The sequence below is a fragment of the Rhodopseudomonas sp. P2A-2r genome (genome assembly GCF_026015985.1).
Taxonomy (GTDB): Bacteria; Pseudomonadota; Alphaproteobacteria; order Rhizobiales; family Xanthobacteraceae; genus Tardiphaga.
Genome location: NZ_CP110389.1, coordinates 5959773 through 5975517 on the forward strand (window position 1 = coordinate 5959773; position 15745 = coordinate 5975517).

Genomic DNA, 15745 nt, shown 5'->3' on the forward strand with positions numbered 1-15745 from the left:
GATCCATTCCTGTTGCCCGAGTATCGGAAAACTGCATGAGCCAGCTCACATCAAATCTGCAAATCGATTCCGCGCGCTTGTGGGACACCATTCACGAGACCGCCAAATTCGGCGGCACGCCGAAAGGTGGCGTCCGACGGCTCACGCTGACTGCCGAAGACAAACAGGTGCGCGACTGGTTTCGCGCCGCCTGTGAGTCCGCCGGCTGCGAGGTGCATATCGATGCGCTGGGCTCGATGTTCGCGCTGCGCCCTGGCCGCGACATGTCCAAGCCGCCGATCGGTCTCGGCTCGCATCTCGATACCCAGCCCACCGGCGGCAAATTCGACGGCATCCTCGGAACGCTGGCGGCGCTCGAAGTGGTGCGTACGCTGAACGACGCCGGCATCGAGACCGATCTGCCGATCTGCATCGCCAACTGGACCAACGAGGAAGGCTCTCGCTTCGTACCGGCGATGATGGCCTCGGCAGCCTATGTCGGCGACTTCACCACCGACGACATCCTGTCGCGCAAGGACATCGACAGCGTCAGCGTCGGCGAGGCACTCGATAGCATCGGCTATCGCGGCGATGTCCCCGTGGGCACCCAGAAATTCACCAGCTTCGTCGAACTGCATATCGAGCAGGGCCCGATCCTTGAAGCCGAAGGCAAGACCATCGGCGTGGTGGACTCAGGCCAGGGCGTGCTGTGGTACAACGGCCAGATCACCGGTTTCGAAAGCCACGCCGGATCGACGCCGATGACTTTGCGGCGCGACGCGCTGGCGACGTTGTCGGAGATCGTGCTGGCGGTGGAACGCATCGCCGGCGGCTTCGGCCCGAAGGCGGTCGGCACCATCGGCGAGGCGGTGATCGCCAATCCGTCGCGCAACGTCATTCCCGGCGAGATTGCCTTCACAGTGGATATGCGCAGCGCCGACGCCGATATCATGGAGCACCTGGACAAGGCGCTGATGGACGCCGCCGCTGAGATCGCCGCGCACCGCAAGGTCGCGGTCAAGATCGAAAAGGTCTGGCACAAGCCGCCGACGCATTTCGACAAGACGTTGGTCGATGCCGTCGAGACCGCGGCGCAGGCGCTCGGTTATAGCCACCGCCGCATCACCTCCGGCGCCGGGCACGATGCCTGCAACCTCAATACCATCATGCCGACCGCGATGGTGTTCGTGCCCTGCAAGGACGGCATCAGCCACAACGAGCTGGAAGACGCCACCCAGGCCGACTGCACCGCCGGCGCCAACGTGCTCATGCACACCGTGCTGGCGCTCGCCGGCGTCGCGTCCAAGTAACGAAAGAGAACGACATGCGCGCCGTCTTTGTCGATGCCAGCGAATCGCTGGCTGTCCTGGTCGAACAACAACGCAAGGCCGGCGATCCCGACGTCGTCATCCATCGCGACCCCGATGTGACACCGGAGCAACTGCCCGCCGTGCTCGGCGACGCCGCCATTGCCATGATCGATCACACCTATCTGCCGACCGAAATCGCACGACAGTGCAAGGGGCTGAAGCATGTGGTGTTTCTCGGCACCGGCGCCCGCAGCTACATGAATCCCGACGAGCTCGCCGAACTCGGCATCGAGGTGCACCTGATCCGCGGCTATGGCGACACGGCCGTCGCCGAATGCGCCATCGCACTGATGTGGGCGGCAGCGCGCGACATCGCGCAGATGGACCGCGAGATGCGCGTCGGCAACTGGCTGCGCATCGACGGCATGCAGTTGACCGGCAAGACCCTGGGCCTGATCGGCTTCGGCGGCATCGCCGCGGAGGTGGCGCGCATCGCCGTCGGCAGCGGCATGAAGGTGATCGCCTGGAACCGGACGCCGAAGAGCTGTGCCGGCGTCAGCTTCGTCGGCCTCGACGAATTGCTGGCATCGAGCGACGTCGTCTCGCTGCACCTGCTGCTCAACGACGAAACCCGCGGCTTCCTCTCGCGCGCCCGCATCGCGCAGATCAAGCCGGGCGCAATCCTGATCAACACCGCACGCGGCGCGGTGGTCGATGAAGCCGCGATGATCGATGCGCTGACATCAGGCCACCTGCGTCATGCCGGCCTCGACGTGTTCGACATCGAGCCTCTGCCGGCAGATCACCCGCTGACGAAGATCCCCAACGTGACACTCTCGGCGCATTCGGCATTCCGCACGCCGGAAGCCAGCGAGAATCTCATTCACGCTGCGCTCGAGCATTGCCGCAGGATTGCGGGCTCGTAGCTGGAGATGCGGCTTCTTCCCTCTCCCCGGGCGCAGCGAAGCTGCGCTTGGCGGGAGAGGGGAACCAAGAAGCGCATCCTACTCGATCATCTCGGCCACCGCCTTGCCGCAGGCGCCCGTATCCGCCTGGCCACCCAGATCGCGCGTGCGCAGGGTGCGTTCGCCCAGCGTGCGCTCGATCGCCTTGACGATGGAATCCGCGGCCTGCTTCTCGCCGAGATGCTCCAGCATCATGGCGCCGGACCAGATCATGCCGATCGGATTGGCGATGCCCTGCCCCGCGATATCCGGCGCCGAACCGTGCACCGGCTCGAACACCGACGGAAAATCGCCGGCCGGATTGATGTTGCCGGATGGCGCAATACCGATGGTGCCGGTGCAGGCCGGACCGAGATCGGAGAGAATGTCGCCGAACAGGTTGGAGCCGACCACCACATCGAACCAGTCGGGATGCAGCACGAAATTCGCGGTGAGAATGTCGATGTGGTACTTGTCCCACTTCACGTCGGGATAGGCCTTCGCCATCTCTTCGACGCGCTCGTCCCAGTACGGCATGGTGATGGAGATGCCGTTCGACTTGGTCGCCGAAGTCAGGTGCTTCTTCGGGCGCGACTGGGCGAGATCGAAGGCGAATTTCAGGATGCGGTCGACGCCGATCCGGGTCATCACCGTCTGCTGGGTGACGAATTCGCGGTCGGTACCCGGAAACATGCGGCCGCCCACCGACGAATATTCGCCTTCGGTGTTCTCGCGCACCACCCAGAAATCGATGTCGCCGGGCTTGCGGCCGACCAGCGGGCTGGGGACGCCCGGCATCAGCCGCACCGGACGCAGGTTGACGTATTGATCGAACTCCCGGCGGAATTTTATGAGCGAGCCCCACAGGGAAATGTGATCGGGAATCTTCGCGGGCAGGCCGACCGCGCCAAAATAGATCGCATCGTGCTTGCCGATCTGGTCCTTCCAGTCGCCCGGCATCATCTGACCGTGCTTCTCGTAATAATCATACGACGAGAAATCGAAGTGATCGAAATGCAGCTTGACCCGGTGCTGCTTCGCCGCCGCCTCCAGCGCGCGCAGGCCCTCAGGCATCACTTCCTTGCCAATGCCGTCGCCCGGAATAACTGCGATCCGGTATTCTTTAGACTTGCTGCTCACGGAGAACGTCCCTTCGGTTCGATAACGGGCACGACAATGCGCTGCGCGCCCGCTGCATATAAAATGATTAGACACCATTGAACCAAACAAGCGCGACGATCAACGCTGCACTGCACAGCACAATCATGCGTCCACATGTCGCGGTTTAACTTGCCGAGTTCGAATTGCGCGCTACTATTCGACCCGAGCTGACAACCAGCCGGGCCGCAGAGCCGATCAAGGGTCAAGGAAACCACATCATGACGTCCAGAATCCCGTATTCTCGTTCATGGTCGTTGCGCGCATTCATTGCCGCAACGGCGCTCGGATTCACCGCCACCACCGCGCTGGCTGCCGACCCCATCAAGATTGGCGTCATCGCCGAAGCCCAGGCCATCGCCGGTGCCTCGATCCCCCAGGCCGCCCAGATGGCTGCCGAGGAAATCAATGCCAAGGGCGGCGTCGATGGCCGCATGATCGAAATCGTCACCTACGACAACCACTCATCCTCGGCCGATTCGGTGCGCGCGTTCCAGCGCGCGGTCAACGAGGACAAGGTCCATGCGGTGATCGGCTCCTATATCAGCGAAGTCGTGCTGGCGCTGATGCCTTGGGCGTCGCGGTTGAAGACGCCGTTCATCACGCCCGGCGCCGCATCCAACGAAATCCCGAAGGCCGTCAACAAGGACTATGAGAAGAACAAATACACCTTCCACGGCTATCTGACGTCCGCGTCGCTGGCGCTGTCGGTCTGCGATGCCGCCAAGGACCTGCTGGTCAACGACAAGAAGATGAAGACCGCGGTGATCATGAGCGAGGACGCCGCCTGGACCAAGCCGCTCGACGTCGGCTATGAGGAATGCCTGCCGAAGATCGGCCTGAAGGTCCTCGACCACATCCGCTTCTCGCCCGACACCACCGACTTCACGCCGATCTTCAACAAGATCGAGGGCGTCAAGCCGGACGTGATCATTACCGGCATCTCGCATGTGGGCGTGCAGCCGACGGTGCAGTGGAAGAACCAGCAGGTGCCGATCCCGATGCTCGGCATCTCGTCGCAGGCCACCAACTCGACCTTCGGCAAGGACACCAACAACGCCTCCGACGGCGTGCTGTATCAGGGCGTCTCCGGCCCCGGCGTGGCGGTGACCCCGAAGTCGGTGCCGTTCGCCGACAACTTCAAGAAGAAGTTCGGCAATTTCCCGTCCTATGCCGGCTACACCTCCTATGACGAGGTCTACTACATCGCCGACGCCATCAAGCGCGCCGGCTCCACCGATGCCGACAAGATGGTCACCGCGCTGGAAGCCACCGACTGGGAAGGCACCGTCGGCCGCATCCAGTTCTATGGCAAGAACGATCCGTTCACCCATGGCCTGAAATACGGCAAGGGCCTGATCACCGGCCTGATGCTGCAATGGCAGGATGGCGTGCAGACCAGCGTCTGGCCGCCGGAAGTGGCCAAGGCCAAGATCAAGTTCCCGGCCTTCATCAAGGTGACCGCGAACTGAGCCGCTGTCGTCCCCTCTCCCCCAGCGCAGCAAAGCTGCGCGCCGCGGGAGAGGGTGCCTGAGCGCAGCGAAGGCGGGAGAGGGCTCTTTCTGCGACAGCTCCCTCTTCCGTCTCCAACGCGCGTCGCGCGTTCGAGCCCCCTCTCCCAGCCGCAGCTTCGCTGCGCCCGAGGGCGAGGGAAAGAAGACCGCGCATGACGCGCCACATCTCATCTCACCGGATCAGAAATCTAAATGCTCTTCCTGCAAATCCTGATCGACGGTTTCGCCATCAGCGCGCTGTACGCGCTGGGGGCCACCGGCTTCACCCTGATCTTCGGCGTCTCCGGCGTGCTCAACCTGTCCCACGGCGCCATCATGGTGCTGGCGGCGGTGGCCGCCTGGGCCGCGTCCAGCGTGCTGCATCTCAACAACTACGCCGGCGCGCTGGTCGGCATCGCCGCCGCGCTGGTGGCCTCGCTGATCACCTATTTCTTCGTGGTGCAGCCGATCCAGCGCTCGCGCCGCATCCCCAATGAGGAAAAGGAAATCTTCGTGCTCACCGGCACCCTGCTATGGGGCATCATGATCCAGGAAGTGATCGCCTATTTCTTCACCAACAACGCCAAGACCGTGCTGCCGATCATCGAGGGCGTGGTGACCGTGTTTGGCGTGCGCACCCCGAAAAACGAATGGTTTACCGCGCTGGTGTGCTGCCTGGTGATCGGCCTGCTGTGGCTCCTGGTCAACCGCACCAAGATGGGCAAGGCGGTGCTGGCGGCCTCGATGAATCCGCGCGGCGTCACGCTGCTCGGGCTGGAACTGACCAGCATCTATGTCGTGGTGTGGGCGATCTATGGCGTGCTGGCGGGGATCGCCGGCGTGCTGCTCGGCATGTTCCTCGGCGTGTCGTCCTACAGCGTCGGCCCGCTCACCGCGAGCGCCTTTTCCATCGTCGTGCTGGGCGGGCTCGGCAGCGTCTCCGGCTCGCTGATCGCCGCCTTCGTGGTCGGCTATCTCGAAACCCTCACCGCCTATCTGGTCTCGCCGGCCTACCGCACCATCCCGGCGCTGCTGCTGCTGGTGATCGTGATGTACATCCGGCCTCAGGGCCTGCTCGGGAGGCGATGAGCATGTCCTTTTTCAAGTCACAGCTGTTCTGGATCGCGCTCGTCGTCGTTGTCGCCGCAGCAACGCTGCCCTGGTATGTGTCCGGCTATATCCTCGGCCTGCTCACGGTGGCCTATTATTTCGGCGTGTTCGCCATGGCCTGGGATCTGTTGTTCGGCTTTGCCGGCGAGGTCAATTTCGGCCCGACCTTCCTGATCGGCGTCGGCGCCTATACCGCCGGCATTCTCAACAACCAGTATGGCTGGTCGGTCTATCTGTGCATCTTCCTCGGCGCGATGGCCTCGGTGATCGCCGGCTTCGTGCTGGCGCTGCCGGCGCTGCGGGTGCGCGGTCCGTATTTCGGCCTGACCACCCTGGTGGCCGTGCTGATGCTGCAGAATTTCATCGTGGTGTTTGCCGACCTCACCGGCGGCGAGATCGGCCTCACCATTCCCGACGTCATCTCCATCGACGCCGGCACTAACTACTGGATCGCCTTGGGCTTCATGACCTTCTCGGCGATCATCCTCTACGGCCTGTCGCAATCGCCGATCGGGCTGGTGCTGCAGGCCTCCGGGCAGGACCCGGTGCAGGCCGGTGCGCTCGGCTTCAACATCGTCAAGCACAAGCTGTTCGCCTTCGTGGTCAGCGCGTTCTTCTCCGGCCTGTCGGGCGCCATGCTGGTGTTCTACTTCGGCACCGCATCGGTGGGCACCGTGGTCGATGTCGCCGTCGGCGTGCAGGTGATCGTCGCCGCCGTTCTCGGTGGGCGCCGCACCGTGCTGGGCGCGGCCCTCGGCGCCATTTTCCTGATCGTCGCCGGCGAGTTCCTGCGCCCGACCGGCGAACTCGCCACCTTCATCGTCTCGGCCATCGCGTTGCTGGCGATCCTGTTCTTCCCCGGTGGCTTCCTCGGAAAAGCCCTGTCGCGCGAGGCCAAAGCCTGATGGACGCCATTACCAACCACCCGCCCGTGCTCGAAGTCCGCGGCCTGACCAAACGCTTCGGCGGCCTCACCGCGGTGAAGAAGCTGTCGTTCGACCTCAACGCCGGCGAGATTTTCGGGCTGATCGGCCCGAATGGCTCCGGCAAGTCCACCGCCATGAAGTCGATCATGGGCATCGAGCGCCCCACCGCAGGCGAAGTCCTGTTCCTGGGCGAGAACGTCGCCGGCCTGCCCGCGCACAAGATCGCGCGCAAGGGCTTTGGCATGGTGTTCCAGCATTCGCGGCCGCTGAACCGGCAGACCGTGCTGGAAAACATCATGGTCGCGCTGCTGCCGGACAGCCTGTTCATGCTGTTCGCCGACAAGGCGCTGACCGAGCGCGCCAAATGGATCGCCAACCGCGTCGGCCTCGGCAATGTCATGCATCGCCGGCCGCCGACCCTGCCGTTCGCCGACCTGCGCCGGCTGGAACTGGCCAAGGCGATCGCCCGCGATCCCAAAGTGGTGCTGGTCGACGAGCCCTTCGCCGGGCTGACGCTGGCCGAAGTCGGCACCTTCTCCGAACTGATCCGCAGCTTTCGCGACGAGGGCCGCGCGGTGCTGCTGGTCGACCACAACGTCAAGAGCGTGGCGGCGCTGGTCGACCGCGTGCTGGCGATGTATCTCGGCGAGGAGATCTGCACCGGCGCGGCCAGCGAAGTGATGCGCAACGAAACCGTGCGCCGGGTCTATCTCGGCGGCGCCATTGAGACCTCGGCGCGCCCGGAGATCAGCTTCAAGGACAAGGTGCCGCTGCTGCAGGTCGAGAATGTCAGCGTCTTCTACGGCAAGGCGCAGGCGCTGGAGAACGTCTCGATCCACGTCCACAAGGGCGAGTTCGTCTCGGTGGTCGGTCTCAATGGCGCCGGCAAGACCACGCTGTTCAATACGATCTCCGGCTTCCTGCCCTACACCGGCGAGATCGTCCGCGACGGCGACAAACTGCGCGGCACCACCCCGGCGAAGATCGCGCGATCCGGCGTTGTCCAATGTCCGGAATCCCGCGAACTGTTCGGCGAGATGAGTGTGCGAGAAAATCTCGACCTCGGCGGTCAGCATTTGTCCGACGATGCTCGGGCCACGCAGCTGGAATGGCTGTTCGACCTGTTCCCGATCCTCCGGGAGCGGCAGGGCCAGATGGCGCAGACATTGTCCGGCGGCGAGCAGCAGATGCTGGCGATCGGCCGCGCGCTGATGATGCAGCCGAAAATCCTGATCCTTGACGAGCCGACCTTGGGTCTCGCGCCAGTGATCTTGGAATTGCTCTCCAAGGCGCTGGAAAAGCTGCGCCAGACCACCGACATCACAGTGCTGCTGGGCGAGCAGAACGTCACTTTCGCGCTGCCCCACGCCGACCGGGTCTATGTGCTGGAACACGCCCGCATCGTCTGGGAAGGCGATCCCGGCCGGTTTGCGGCCGAGGCCGGCGAAGGCTACTTGTAGTTGTGGCCTTCCTGTGCAACGGAGTGCCCGGCGCGTCCCCCGCGCCTGGATTCGACGCAGCACATCCGACAATAACCGAAAGCAAGCTTCATGGATCTTCACCTGCGCGGCAACCGCGTTCTCATCACCGGCGCCTCAAAGGGCATCGGCGCCGCCGCAGCCGAAGCCTTCGCCGCTGAAGGCTGTTCCATTGCACTGGCCGCCCGGAGCGGCATCGCCATGGAAGAGCTCGCCACTCGATTGCGCGCCGACCACGGCGTCGAGGTCGCCGTGCACACGGTGGACCTGCGCAAGCCTACCGAACTCGCAGTGCTGGCGGCCACCGCGGGCCACATCGACATCCTGGTCAACAATGCCGGCGACATTCCCGGCGGCTCCCTCGACAAGATCGACGAACCGACCTGGCGCCATGCCTGGGACCTGAAAGTATTCGGCTTCATCAACCTGACGCGGCTGATCTACGCCCGGATGAAGGCGCAGGGGCACGGCGTCATCATCAATGACATCGGCGCCGCCGGTGAGAAGTTCGACGCCAACTATATCTGCGGCAGCGCCGGCAACGCCGCGCTGATGGCGTTTACGCGGGCGCTGGGCGGCAAGAGCCTGAAGGACAACATTCGCGTCGTCGGCATCAATCCCGGCCCGGTGGAGACCGAGCGCCACATCACGCTGATGAAGACCAGGGCAAAGGCCCAGTTCGGCGATGAGAACCGGTTTCGCGAATTGCAGGCCGGCCTTCCGCTCGGACGCCCGGCCCATACCCGCGAGATCGCCGATCTGATGACATTCCTGGCGTCGGACCGCGCAAGCTATACGACCGGCGTGATCTATACGGTGGATGGCGGGTTGAGCGCGGGCTGGGGTTAGTTCAGCTCAGAAACTGAGTGCGACACGGCGCATCCTCCCACTCAACTGTCATCGCCCGGCCTGCGCGCAATAGCGCGCCAGGACCGGGCGACCCAGTAATCCGTGCCGATAGTGATAGGTCCGCAGCAGCTCCGTTTACTGGGTCACCCGCATTCGCGGGTGACGACAACAAAGTTTGCAGCGGCCCATGCAGGACGCAGCCTAAATCCGATCCAACATCTGCCTGATCAGCGTGGTGATCCGCCCGGTCGGCGATTCCAGCTGCTGCATAATGCTGAAGTGATTGGCGCCGGGGATCTCCTCGTAGCTCACCGGCAATCCGTGCGCGGCGCGGAACGCCGCGAGGTCGGCGGTCTGCTGGCGCAGCAGCGGCAGTTCGCCGCCGCCCACCACCAGCGACAGCGGCACGGCCGGGCCGCCGTCCTGCATCAACGGCGAGTTGCGCAGTGCCATCGCTTCGTCGAGCTTCAGCTTCTCGTTGAGATAGGAATGCCGGATCGGCTCGAGATCGTAGATGCCCGAGATCGCCACGCCCCCTTGACCGCGGGATGCGTCAGCGTCGTCGCAGTCAGATGACCGCCGGCCGACCAGCCGGACACCACGATGCGCGCGGGGTCCGCGCCCAGTGCGGGCGATTGCGCGACCACCGCATCGACGCTGGCGTGAAGCTCCGCGACGATCTCGTCCAGCGTCGCTTCCGGCGCCAGCGTATAGCCGACGACGGCGACGTTGATACCATGCGCCATGGGCCCGGCGGCGAAGCAGGTGAAGAAATCCTTGGAGCGCATCTGCCAGTAGCCGCCATGGATCAGCACCAGCGTCGGACCGCCGTCGGCGGCCTTCAGAAAGTCGAACCTGTTGCGCTCGCGCGGTCCATAGCTGAGATCCAGGTGATCGGGATGCTTCGCCTTGATGTCCTCGGAGCGCTTGACCCAGCCCGCGCCGATATCGGCGCTGCCGGCGACGGCGACGCCGTTGTTGAGGCCGGCGTCGAGCTGCGGCCGGCTCATCGCTCGCCAGTCCGTTTCGCCGAAGGGCTTACTCATGGTTGCATCCTTGCGTTATGCGACGCGACACTGCGCTCGCGACTCCACTTTTCCAGAAAATCGTCTACACCGCTACGTCGTCAGGATCGACACCCCTATGCAAGCGAACTGGAGACGTGTGTGGCTGTGAATCAGGATCTCATCAAGGCAACGGCCTGTGCCATTGTCGATCAACTCAATGCCGGCACGGTGACGCCGCTGGAATTGCTCGACGTGCTGGAGGCGCACATCGCCGCCGTGGACGGCCAGGTCAACGCCCTGCCGACGCTGTGTTTCGATCGCGCCCGCAGCGCCGCCCGCGAATTGATGAAGAAGCCGCTCGGCAGCCGCGGCATCCTCGCCGGCATGCCGGTGCCGATCAAGGACCTCACCTCGGTGGCTGGCGTGCGCACCACCCAGGGCTCGCGGATTTTCCAGGATGTCATCCCGGCCAAATCCAACATCCTGGTCGAGCGGCTCGAAGACAACGGCGCGCTGGTCTACGCCAAGTCCAACACGCCGGAATTCGGCGCCGGAGCCAACACTTTCAACGATGTGTTCGGTGCCACGCTCAATCCCTGGGACCTGTCGCGCTCCGCGGCGGGCTCCTCCGGCGGCGCCGCGGCGGCACTGGCCAGCGGCACCGCATGGCTGGCCCACGGCTCCGACATGGGCGGCTCGCTGCGCAATCCGGCCAGCTTCTGCGGCATCGTCGGCCTGCGGCCGAGCATTGGCCGGGTCGCCGCCACGCCGTCGGTGGCGCTCGCGCGGATGGTCAGTGTGCAGGGCCCCATGGCCCGAACCGTCGAGGATCTGGCTTTGATGCTCGACGCCATGAGCGGCGAGCATCCCGCCGATCCGCTCTCATTACCGCTGTTGCCGGAGTCGTTCCGTGCCGCCGTCCGTTCTGGCAGGAAGCCGAAGCGCGTCGCCTATTCACCAGACCTTGGGGTCACCCCGGTCGATCCCGAAGTCGTCGCAATCACCCGCGCCGCCGCCAAGCGGTTTGAAGAAGCCGGCGTCATCGTTGAGGAAGCCTGCCCGGACCTCAGGGAAGCCCATGAGTGCTTCCACGTGCTGCGCGCCTACGACTTCGCGCTGTCCAAGGCGGCGCTGCTCCGCGACAAGCGCGACCTGTTGAAGCCGGAAGTGATCTGGAACATCGAGGAAGGCCTCAAGCTCAAGGTGACGGACCTCGAACGCGCCGAGGGCCAGCGCGTCGCCCTGGCCGCGCGCGCCTACGAATTCTTCCAGACCTACGACCTGCTGCTGTGCCCCGCCACCATCGTGCCGCCGTTCCCCATCGAGCAGCGCTACCTTGCCGAATGCAACGGCACCAAATTCGACAACTATGTGCAGTGGCTGGCCATCGTCTACGCGATCACGCTCACCTGCTGCCCGGCGCTGTCGCTGCCCTGCGGTTTCACCGCAAGCGGCCTGCCGGTCGGCCTGCAGATAGTCGGCCCGCCGCGCGGCGAAGCGCCGTTGCTGGCCGGTGCGCGTTTGCTCGAGGACATCCTGGGCATCAGCGGCAGCACACCGATCGATCCACGCGGGGTGAAGTCGGCGACGACGCCGTAAACCCGATCGGTTTTGCAAAGCAGCAAACGCGAAGCCGCTGGCGTGCGGCTTGGCCGCGCCTATAATCCCCCGGCAGAACAAGAGCGCAGCAAGGCGCCACCGAACTTCCGGGGGATCACGTTGCCAGCCAGACTCAAAATCCGCGTCGATCCGGACAAGTGCCAGGGCCACAGCCGCTGCAAGTCGCTGGCCCCCGAATTGTTCACACTGGACGAATACGGCTACGCCCACGAAGTGGGCGACGGCAGCGTTCCCGATGGCCTTGAAGACCAGGCCTGGCTAGCGAAATCCAATTGCCCCGAACTGGCCATCGACATCAGCGAGGACTGAACCAGAACCTATCGCATCCAACTCAAATGCCAGAGCCCGATCAACGGGCCGGACCAGATCATCCCGAGGAACCGTCCCGATGAACAAACCTGTCCCCGTCACCGACTGGCTCACCGACTTCGATCACACCGACCCGCGCTGGACTGAAGATCCCTATCCGATCCTCGACGAACTCCGATCGAAATGTCCGGTGGCGCATACCGAGCGCTTTCTCGGCGTCTATCTGCCGACGACCTATGAGGCGGTGAAGCAGGTGTCCTACGACACCGACAGCTTCTCGTCGCGCCGCGTCGTGGTGCGCAGCGTACGGCCGGAACCGCCGATCCCGTCGCCGCCGATCACCGCCGATCCGCCGGTGCACAAGCCGTTCAAGCAGTTGCTGCTGCCGCCCTTTACCCCCGACGCGGTGCGCAAGCTCGAGCCGGATGTGCGCACCATTTGCAATACGCTGATCGACAACTTCATCACCGACGGCCACTGCGACGCCGCCGCGCAATTCGCCAAATATATCCCGGTGCGCACCATCGCCCACATGCTCGGCATTCCCCGCGAGGACGGCGACCTATTCATCGGCTGGATCCACCAGATCCTCGAACTCGGCATCTCCGACGACGCCGAGCTGATGAAGGGCGTCAAGGCGATGAGCGCCTACTTCGCCGTGCAGATCGAGAAGCGCAAGACTCAGCCGACCGATGACCTGATCAGCACGCTGATGAATGCCCGCGGTCCTGACGGCCAGCCGTTGTCCGACGCCTATGTCCTCGGCGCGCTGCGTCTGCTGCTGATCGCCGGCATCGACACCACCTGGAGTGCGATCGGCTCATCCCTGTGGCATCTGGCGAAGACGCCGGCCGACCGCGCCCGGCTGGTCGCCGATCCCGCGCTGATCCCGGTGGCCATCGAGGAATTCCTGCGGGCTTATTCGCCGGTCACCATGGCCCGCGAGGTGATGCAGGAGACCACCGTCAGCGGCTGCCCGATGAAGCCCGGCAACATGGTGCTGCTGTCGTTCCCGGCGGCCAACCGCGACCCCGCCGTGTTCCCGGACGCCGACAAGGTGATCATCGACCGCCAGGAGAATCGCCACGTCGCGTTCGGCCTCGGCATCCACCGCTGCATCGGTTCCAATCTCGCCCGCATGAACATGGCCATCGCCATTGAAGAGTGGCTGAAGCGCATACCCGACTTTAGTCTCGATCCCACCGGCACGGTCACCTGGTCGGAGGGCACCGTGCGCGGCCCGAGGCAACTGCCGTTGCGGTTTTCCGGCGCTCGCTGAAATCGAATGCCGCATTGCAGCATGAACCAGCGGGTCTGCTGTCAGCTGCAATGCATTTCATGCCATTGGCTTTTCCGCCGGTCCGTGGCAACGGAGCATTTCATTTCACGGAATTCCGAGGGTTTACAGTGGCGGAACAAATCGCAGCCCCCAACGCGGATGGCAAACTTCACCTGATCGACGTCGAAAAGCGGGTGAAGGCCATCTTCATCGGCTCCATGGGCAATCTCGTCGAATGGTACGATTTCTACGCCTATACGGCGTTTGCGCTGTATTTCGCCCCGGCCTTCTTCCCCAATAGCGACCCGGTGGTGCAGCAGCTCAACGCCGCCGTGCTGTTCGCCGCGACCTTCCTGATGCGCCCGCTCGGCGGCTGGCTGTTTGGCTATCTCGCCGACACCTACGGCCGGCGCTTTTCGCTGACGGCGTCGGTGCTGTGCATGTGCTTCGGCTCGCTGATCATCGCCTGCACGCCGACCTATGCGTCGATCGGTTTCGCGGCGCCGGCGATCCTTGCCTTTGCGCGCATCATCGAGGGCCTCAGCCTCGGCGGCGAATATGGCGCCAGCGCCACCTACCTCAGCGAGGTCGCCGACCCCAAGCATCGCGGTTTCTATTCCAGCTTCCAGTACGTCACTTTGATCGGCGGCCAGCTCACCGCCATCATCGTGCTGATGCTGCTGCAGAAGGTGTTTCTCACCGAACAGGAGCTGAAGGACTGGGGCTGGCGGATTCCGTTCGTGATCGGCGCCCTGCTGGCGGTGTTCACCGCGGTGATGCGACGTGACATGCACGAGACCGAACAGTTCCTGGAAGCCAAGAAGCTGAAGAAGCCGATGGGCTCCATGCGCAGCCTTCTGAAGTATCCGCGCGAACTGTTGCTGGTGGTCGGGCTGACCGCCGGCGGCACCGCGGCGTTCTACACCTTCACCACCTACATGCAGACCTTCGTCAAGCTCTCGGTCGGGCTCACCACCGACCAGACCACCACGGTGATCTTCGGCACGCTGATCTTCGCCACCTTCCTGCAGCCGGTCTATGGCGCGCTGTCGGACCGCATCGGCCGCAAGCCGCTGCTGATCTTCTTCGGCGTCGCCGGCACCCTGTCGACGGTTCCAATCCTGACGCTGTTGAAGGACACCAAGTCGCCCTTCACCGCATTCCTGCTGATCTGCGCCGCCTGGGTGTTCGTCGCCGGCTACACGTCCATCAACGCCGTGGTGAAGGCCGAGCTGTTCCCGACCAATATCCGCGCGCTCGGCGTCGGCGTGCCCTATGCGCTGACGGTGTCGATCTTCGGCGGCACCGCCCCGGCGATCGCGCTGTACTTCAAGAGCCTTGGCCATGAGGAATGGTTCTATTATTACCTCAGCGGCATGATCTTCCTGTCGCTGCTGATCTATCTTACGATGCGCGACACCAAGCACAATTCGGCGATGCACCGTCACGAGTGACGGCCCTCGCCTGACGGAGCGGCAGCCATGACCGACGACGATCTCCCGCCGGATTCCAAGCTGACACGGAGCAAGCAACGCTGGGCGCGCGAGGGCAAGTTCCTCACCGGCAGGATCGCGCGCCCCGAAGAGCAACGGCTGCCGCCCGGCCAGCACCTGACCATGGACTGGCCGGTGCTCGACCTCGGCGTCACGCCGAAGGTCACCCGCGACAGCTGGCGGCTCGACGTCTACGGTGCGGTGGAGACGCCGTTGTTCTGGAATTTTGCTGATTTCACTGCCCAGCCGCAGCAGACATTCGTCTCCGACATCCACTGCGTCACCACCTGGTCGCGCTACGACAATGCGTGGGAGGGCCTGTCGACCCGGGAGCTGCTGGCAGCGTGCAAGCCGAAGGACGACGCGCATTTCGTCGTGCTGCATTCCCACGACGGCTACACCACCAATCTCGCGCTGGAAGATTTCGCCGCCGAGGATGCGCTGCTCGCGCACGCGTGGCAGGGCCAGCCGATCGACGGCGAGCATGGCGGCCCGGTCCGGCTGATCGTGCCGCATCTGTACTTCTGGAAGAGCGCCAAGTGGCTGCAGCGCATCGAATTCGTCACTGAGGACAAGCCCGGCTACTGGGAAGTCCGCGGCTATCATAACCGCGGCGACCCGTGGCTCGAGCAGCGCTATTCGGAGGATTGAGAGGCTTTACCTCTCCCCGCTTGCGGGGAGAGGTCGGGGCCTCGCGTCAGCGAGGCTCCGGGTGAGGGGGAGCCAGTGTTTCACTCGCTAGCTCCCCTCACCCGACTCGAACGCGCTCCGCGCATTCGAGCCACCCTCT

General features: G+C 64.2%; 15 protein-coding genes. 12 read left to right on the plus strand and 3 right to left on the minus strand.

Translation table 11 applies throughout. The annotated features are described in order from the left end of the window. The first annotated feature begins 35 nt into the window (after positions 1 to 35). Entirely contained in the window at positions 36 to 1289 is a 1254-nt protein-coding gene (locus ONR75_RS28720; RefSeq protein WP_265080233.1) for a Zn-dependent hydrolase, read from the plus strand. Between the two features lie 14 nt (positions 1290 to 1303). Beyond that, entirely contained in the window at positions 1304 to 2215 is a 912-nt protein-coding gene (locus ONR75_RS28725; RefSeq protein WP_265080234.1) for an NAD(P)-dependent oxidoreductase, read from the plus strand. A 78-nt stretch (positions 2216 to 2293) separates the two neighbouring features. On the opposite strand, the gene ONR75_RS28730 is transcribed toward ONR75_RS28725, so the two are convergent. Then, positions 2294 to 3307: a tartrate dehydrogenase gene (locus ONR75_RS28730; protein ID WP_265083837.1), complete on the minus strand. Its 1014-nt coding sequence runs from the start codon at positions 3305 to 3307 to the stop codon at positions 2294 to 2296. 305 nt (positions 3308 to 3612) lie between these two features. Between ONR75_RS28730 and ONR75_RS28735 the strand changes: the two genes are divergently transcribed. The 5 genes from ONR75_RS28735 (at position 3613) to ONR75_RS28755 (ending at position 9247) form a co-directional block, all read left to right on the plus strand. After that, positions 3613 to 4863 (plus strand): ABC transporter substrate-binding protein, encoded by a 1251-nt coding sequence (locus ONR75_RS28735; protein ID WP_265080235.1) that lies wholly within the window; start codon positions 3613 to 3615, stop codon positions 4861 to 4863. Between the two features lie 234 nt (positions 4864 to 5097). Beyond that, positions 5098 to 5973 (plus strand): branched-chain amino acid ABC transporter permease, encoded by an 876-nt coding sequence (locus tag ONR75_RS28740; RefSeq protein ID WP_265080236.1) that lies wholly within the window; start codon positions 5098 to 5100, stop codon positions 5971 to 5973. A gap of 2 nt (positions 5974 to 5975) precedes the next feature. Further along, positions 5976 to 6899 carry a branched-chain amino acid ABC transporter permease gene (locus ONR75_RS28745; RefSeq protein WP_265080237.1) on the plus strand — a complete coding sequence of 308 codons (924 nt, stop codon included), beginning with the start codon at positions 5976 to 5978 and terminating at the stop codon, positions 6897 to 6899. Next, on the plus strand, positions 6899 to 8380 hold the full coding sequence (locus ONR75_RS28750) for an ATP-binding cassette domain-containing protein (RefSeq protein WP_265080238.1): 1482 nt from the start codon (positions 6899 to 6901) through the stop codon (positions 8378 to 8380). Before ONR75_RS28745 ends, ONR75_RS28750 begins: the two co-directional genes overlap by 1 nt. Positions 8381 to 8470: 90 nt before the next feature. Next, positions 8471 to 9247: an SDR family oxidoreductase gene (locus tag ONR75_RS28755; RefSeq protein ID WP_265080239.1), complete on the plus strand. Its 777-nt coding sequence runs from the start codon at positions 8471 to 8473 to the stop codon at positions 9245 to 9247. 201 nt (positions 9248 to 9448) lie between these two features. Here the strand turns inward: ONR75_RS28755 and ONR75_RS28760 are convergent, their stop codons facing one another. Further along, positions 9449 to 9778: a hypothetical protein gene (locus ONR75_RS28760; protein WP_265080240.1), complete on the minus strand. Its 330-nt coding sequence runs from the start codon at positions 9776 to 9778 to the stop codon at positions 9449 to 9451. Next, a complete protein-coding gene (locus ONR75_RS28765; protein WP_265080241.1) occupies positions 9715 to 10293 on the minus strand; it encodes an alpha/beta hydrolase in 579 nt (192 codons plus the stop codon). The genes ONR75_RS28760 and ONR75_RS28765 overlap by 64 nt, the downstream gene beginning before the upstream one ends. 120 nt (positions 10294 to 10413) lie before the next feature. On the opposite strand from ONR75_RS28765, the gene ONR75_RS28770 reads away from it, so the two are divergent. The 5 genes from ONR75_RS28770 to ONR75_RS28790 all read left to right on the plus strand — a co-directional run bounded on the left by ONR75_RS28770 (position 10414) and on the right by ONR75_RS28790 (position 15606). Then, a complete protein-coding gene (locus ONR75_RS28770; RefSeq protein ID WP_265080242.1) occupies positions 10414 to 11853 on the plus strand; it encodes an amidase in 1440 nt (479 codons plus the stop codon). Between the two features lie 120 nt (positions 11854 to 11973). Beyond that, the gene (locus tag ONR75_RS28775) at positions 11974 to 12183 is read left to right on the plus strand and encodes a ferredoxin (protein WP_265083838.1); all 210 of its coding nucleotides are present in this window, start codon (positions 11974 to 11976) and stop codon (positions 12181 to 12183) included. A 79-nt stretch (positions 12184 to 12262) separates the two neighbouring features. Next, a complete protein-coding gene (locus ONR75_RS28780; protein ID WP_265080243.1) occupies positions 12263 to 13462 on the plus strand; it encodes a cytochrome P450 in 1200 nt (399 codons plus the stop codon). 218 nt (positions 13463 to 13680) lie between these two features. Beyond that, positions 13681 to 14916, plus strand: a complete 1236-nt coding sequence (locus ONR75_RS28785) for an MFS transporter (protein ID WP_413776546.1) — start codon at positions 13681 to 13683, stop codon at positions 14914 to 14916. A gap of 27 nt (positions 14917 to 14943) precedes the next feature. Then, on the plus strand, positions 14944 to 15606 hold the full coding sequence (locus ONR75_RS28790) for a sulfite oxidase-like oxidoreductase (protein ID WP_265080245.1): 663 nt from the start codon (positions 14944 to 14946) through the stop codon (positions 15604 to 15606). Positions 15607 to 15745: the final 139 nt, after the last annotated feature.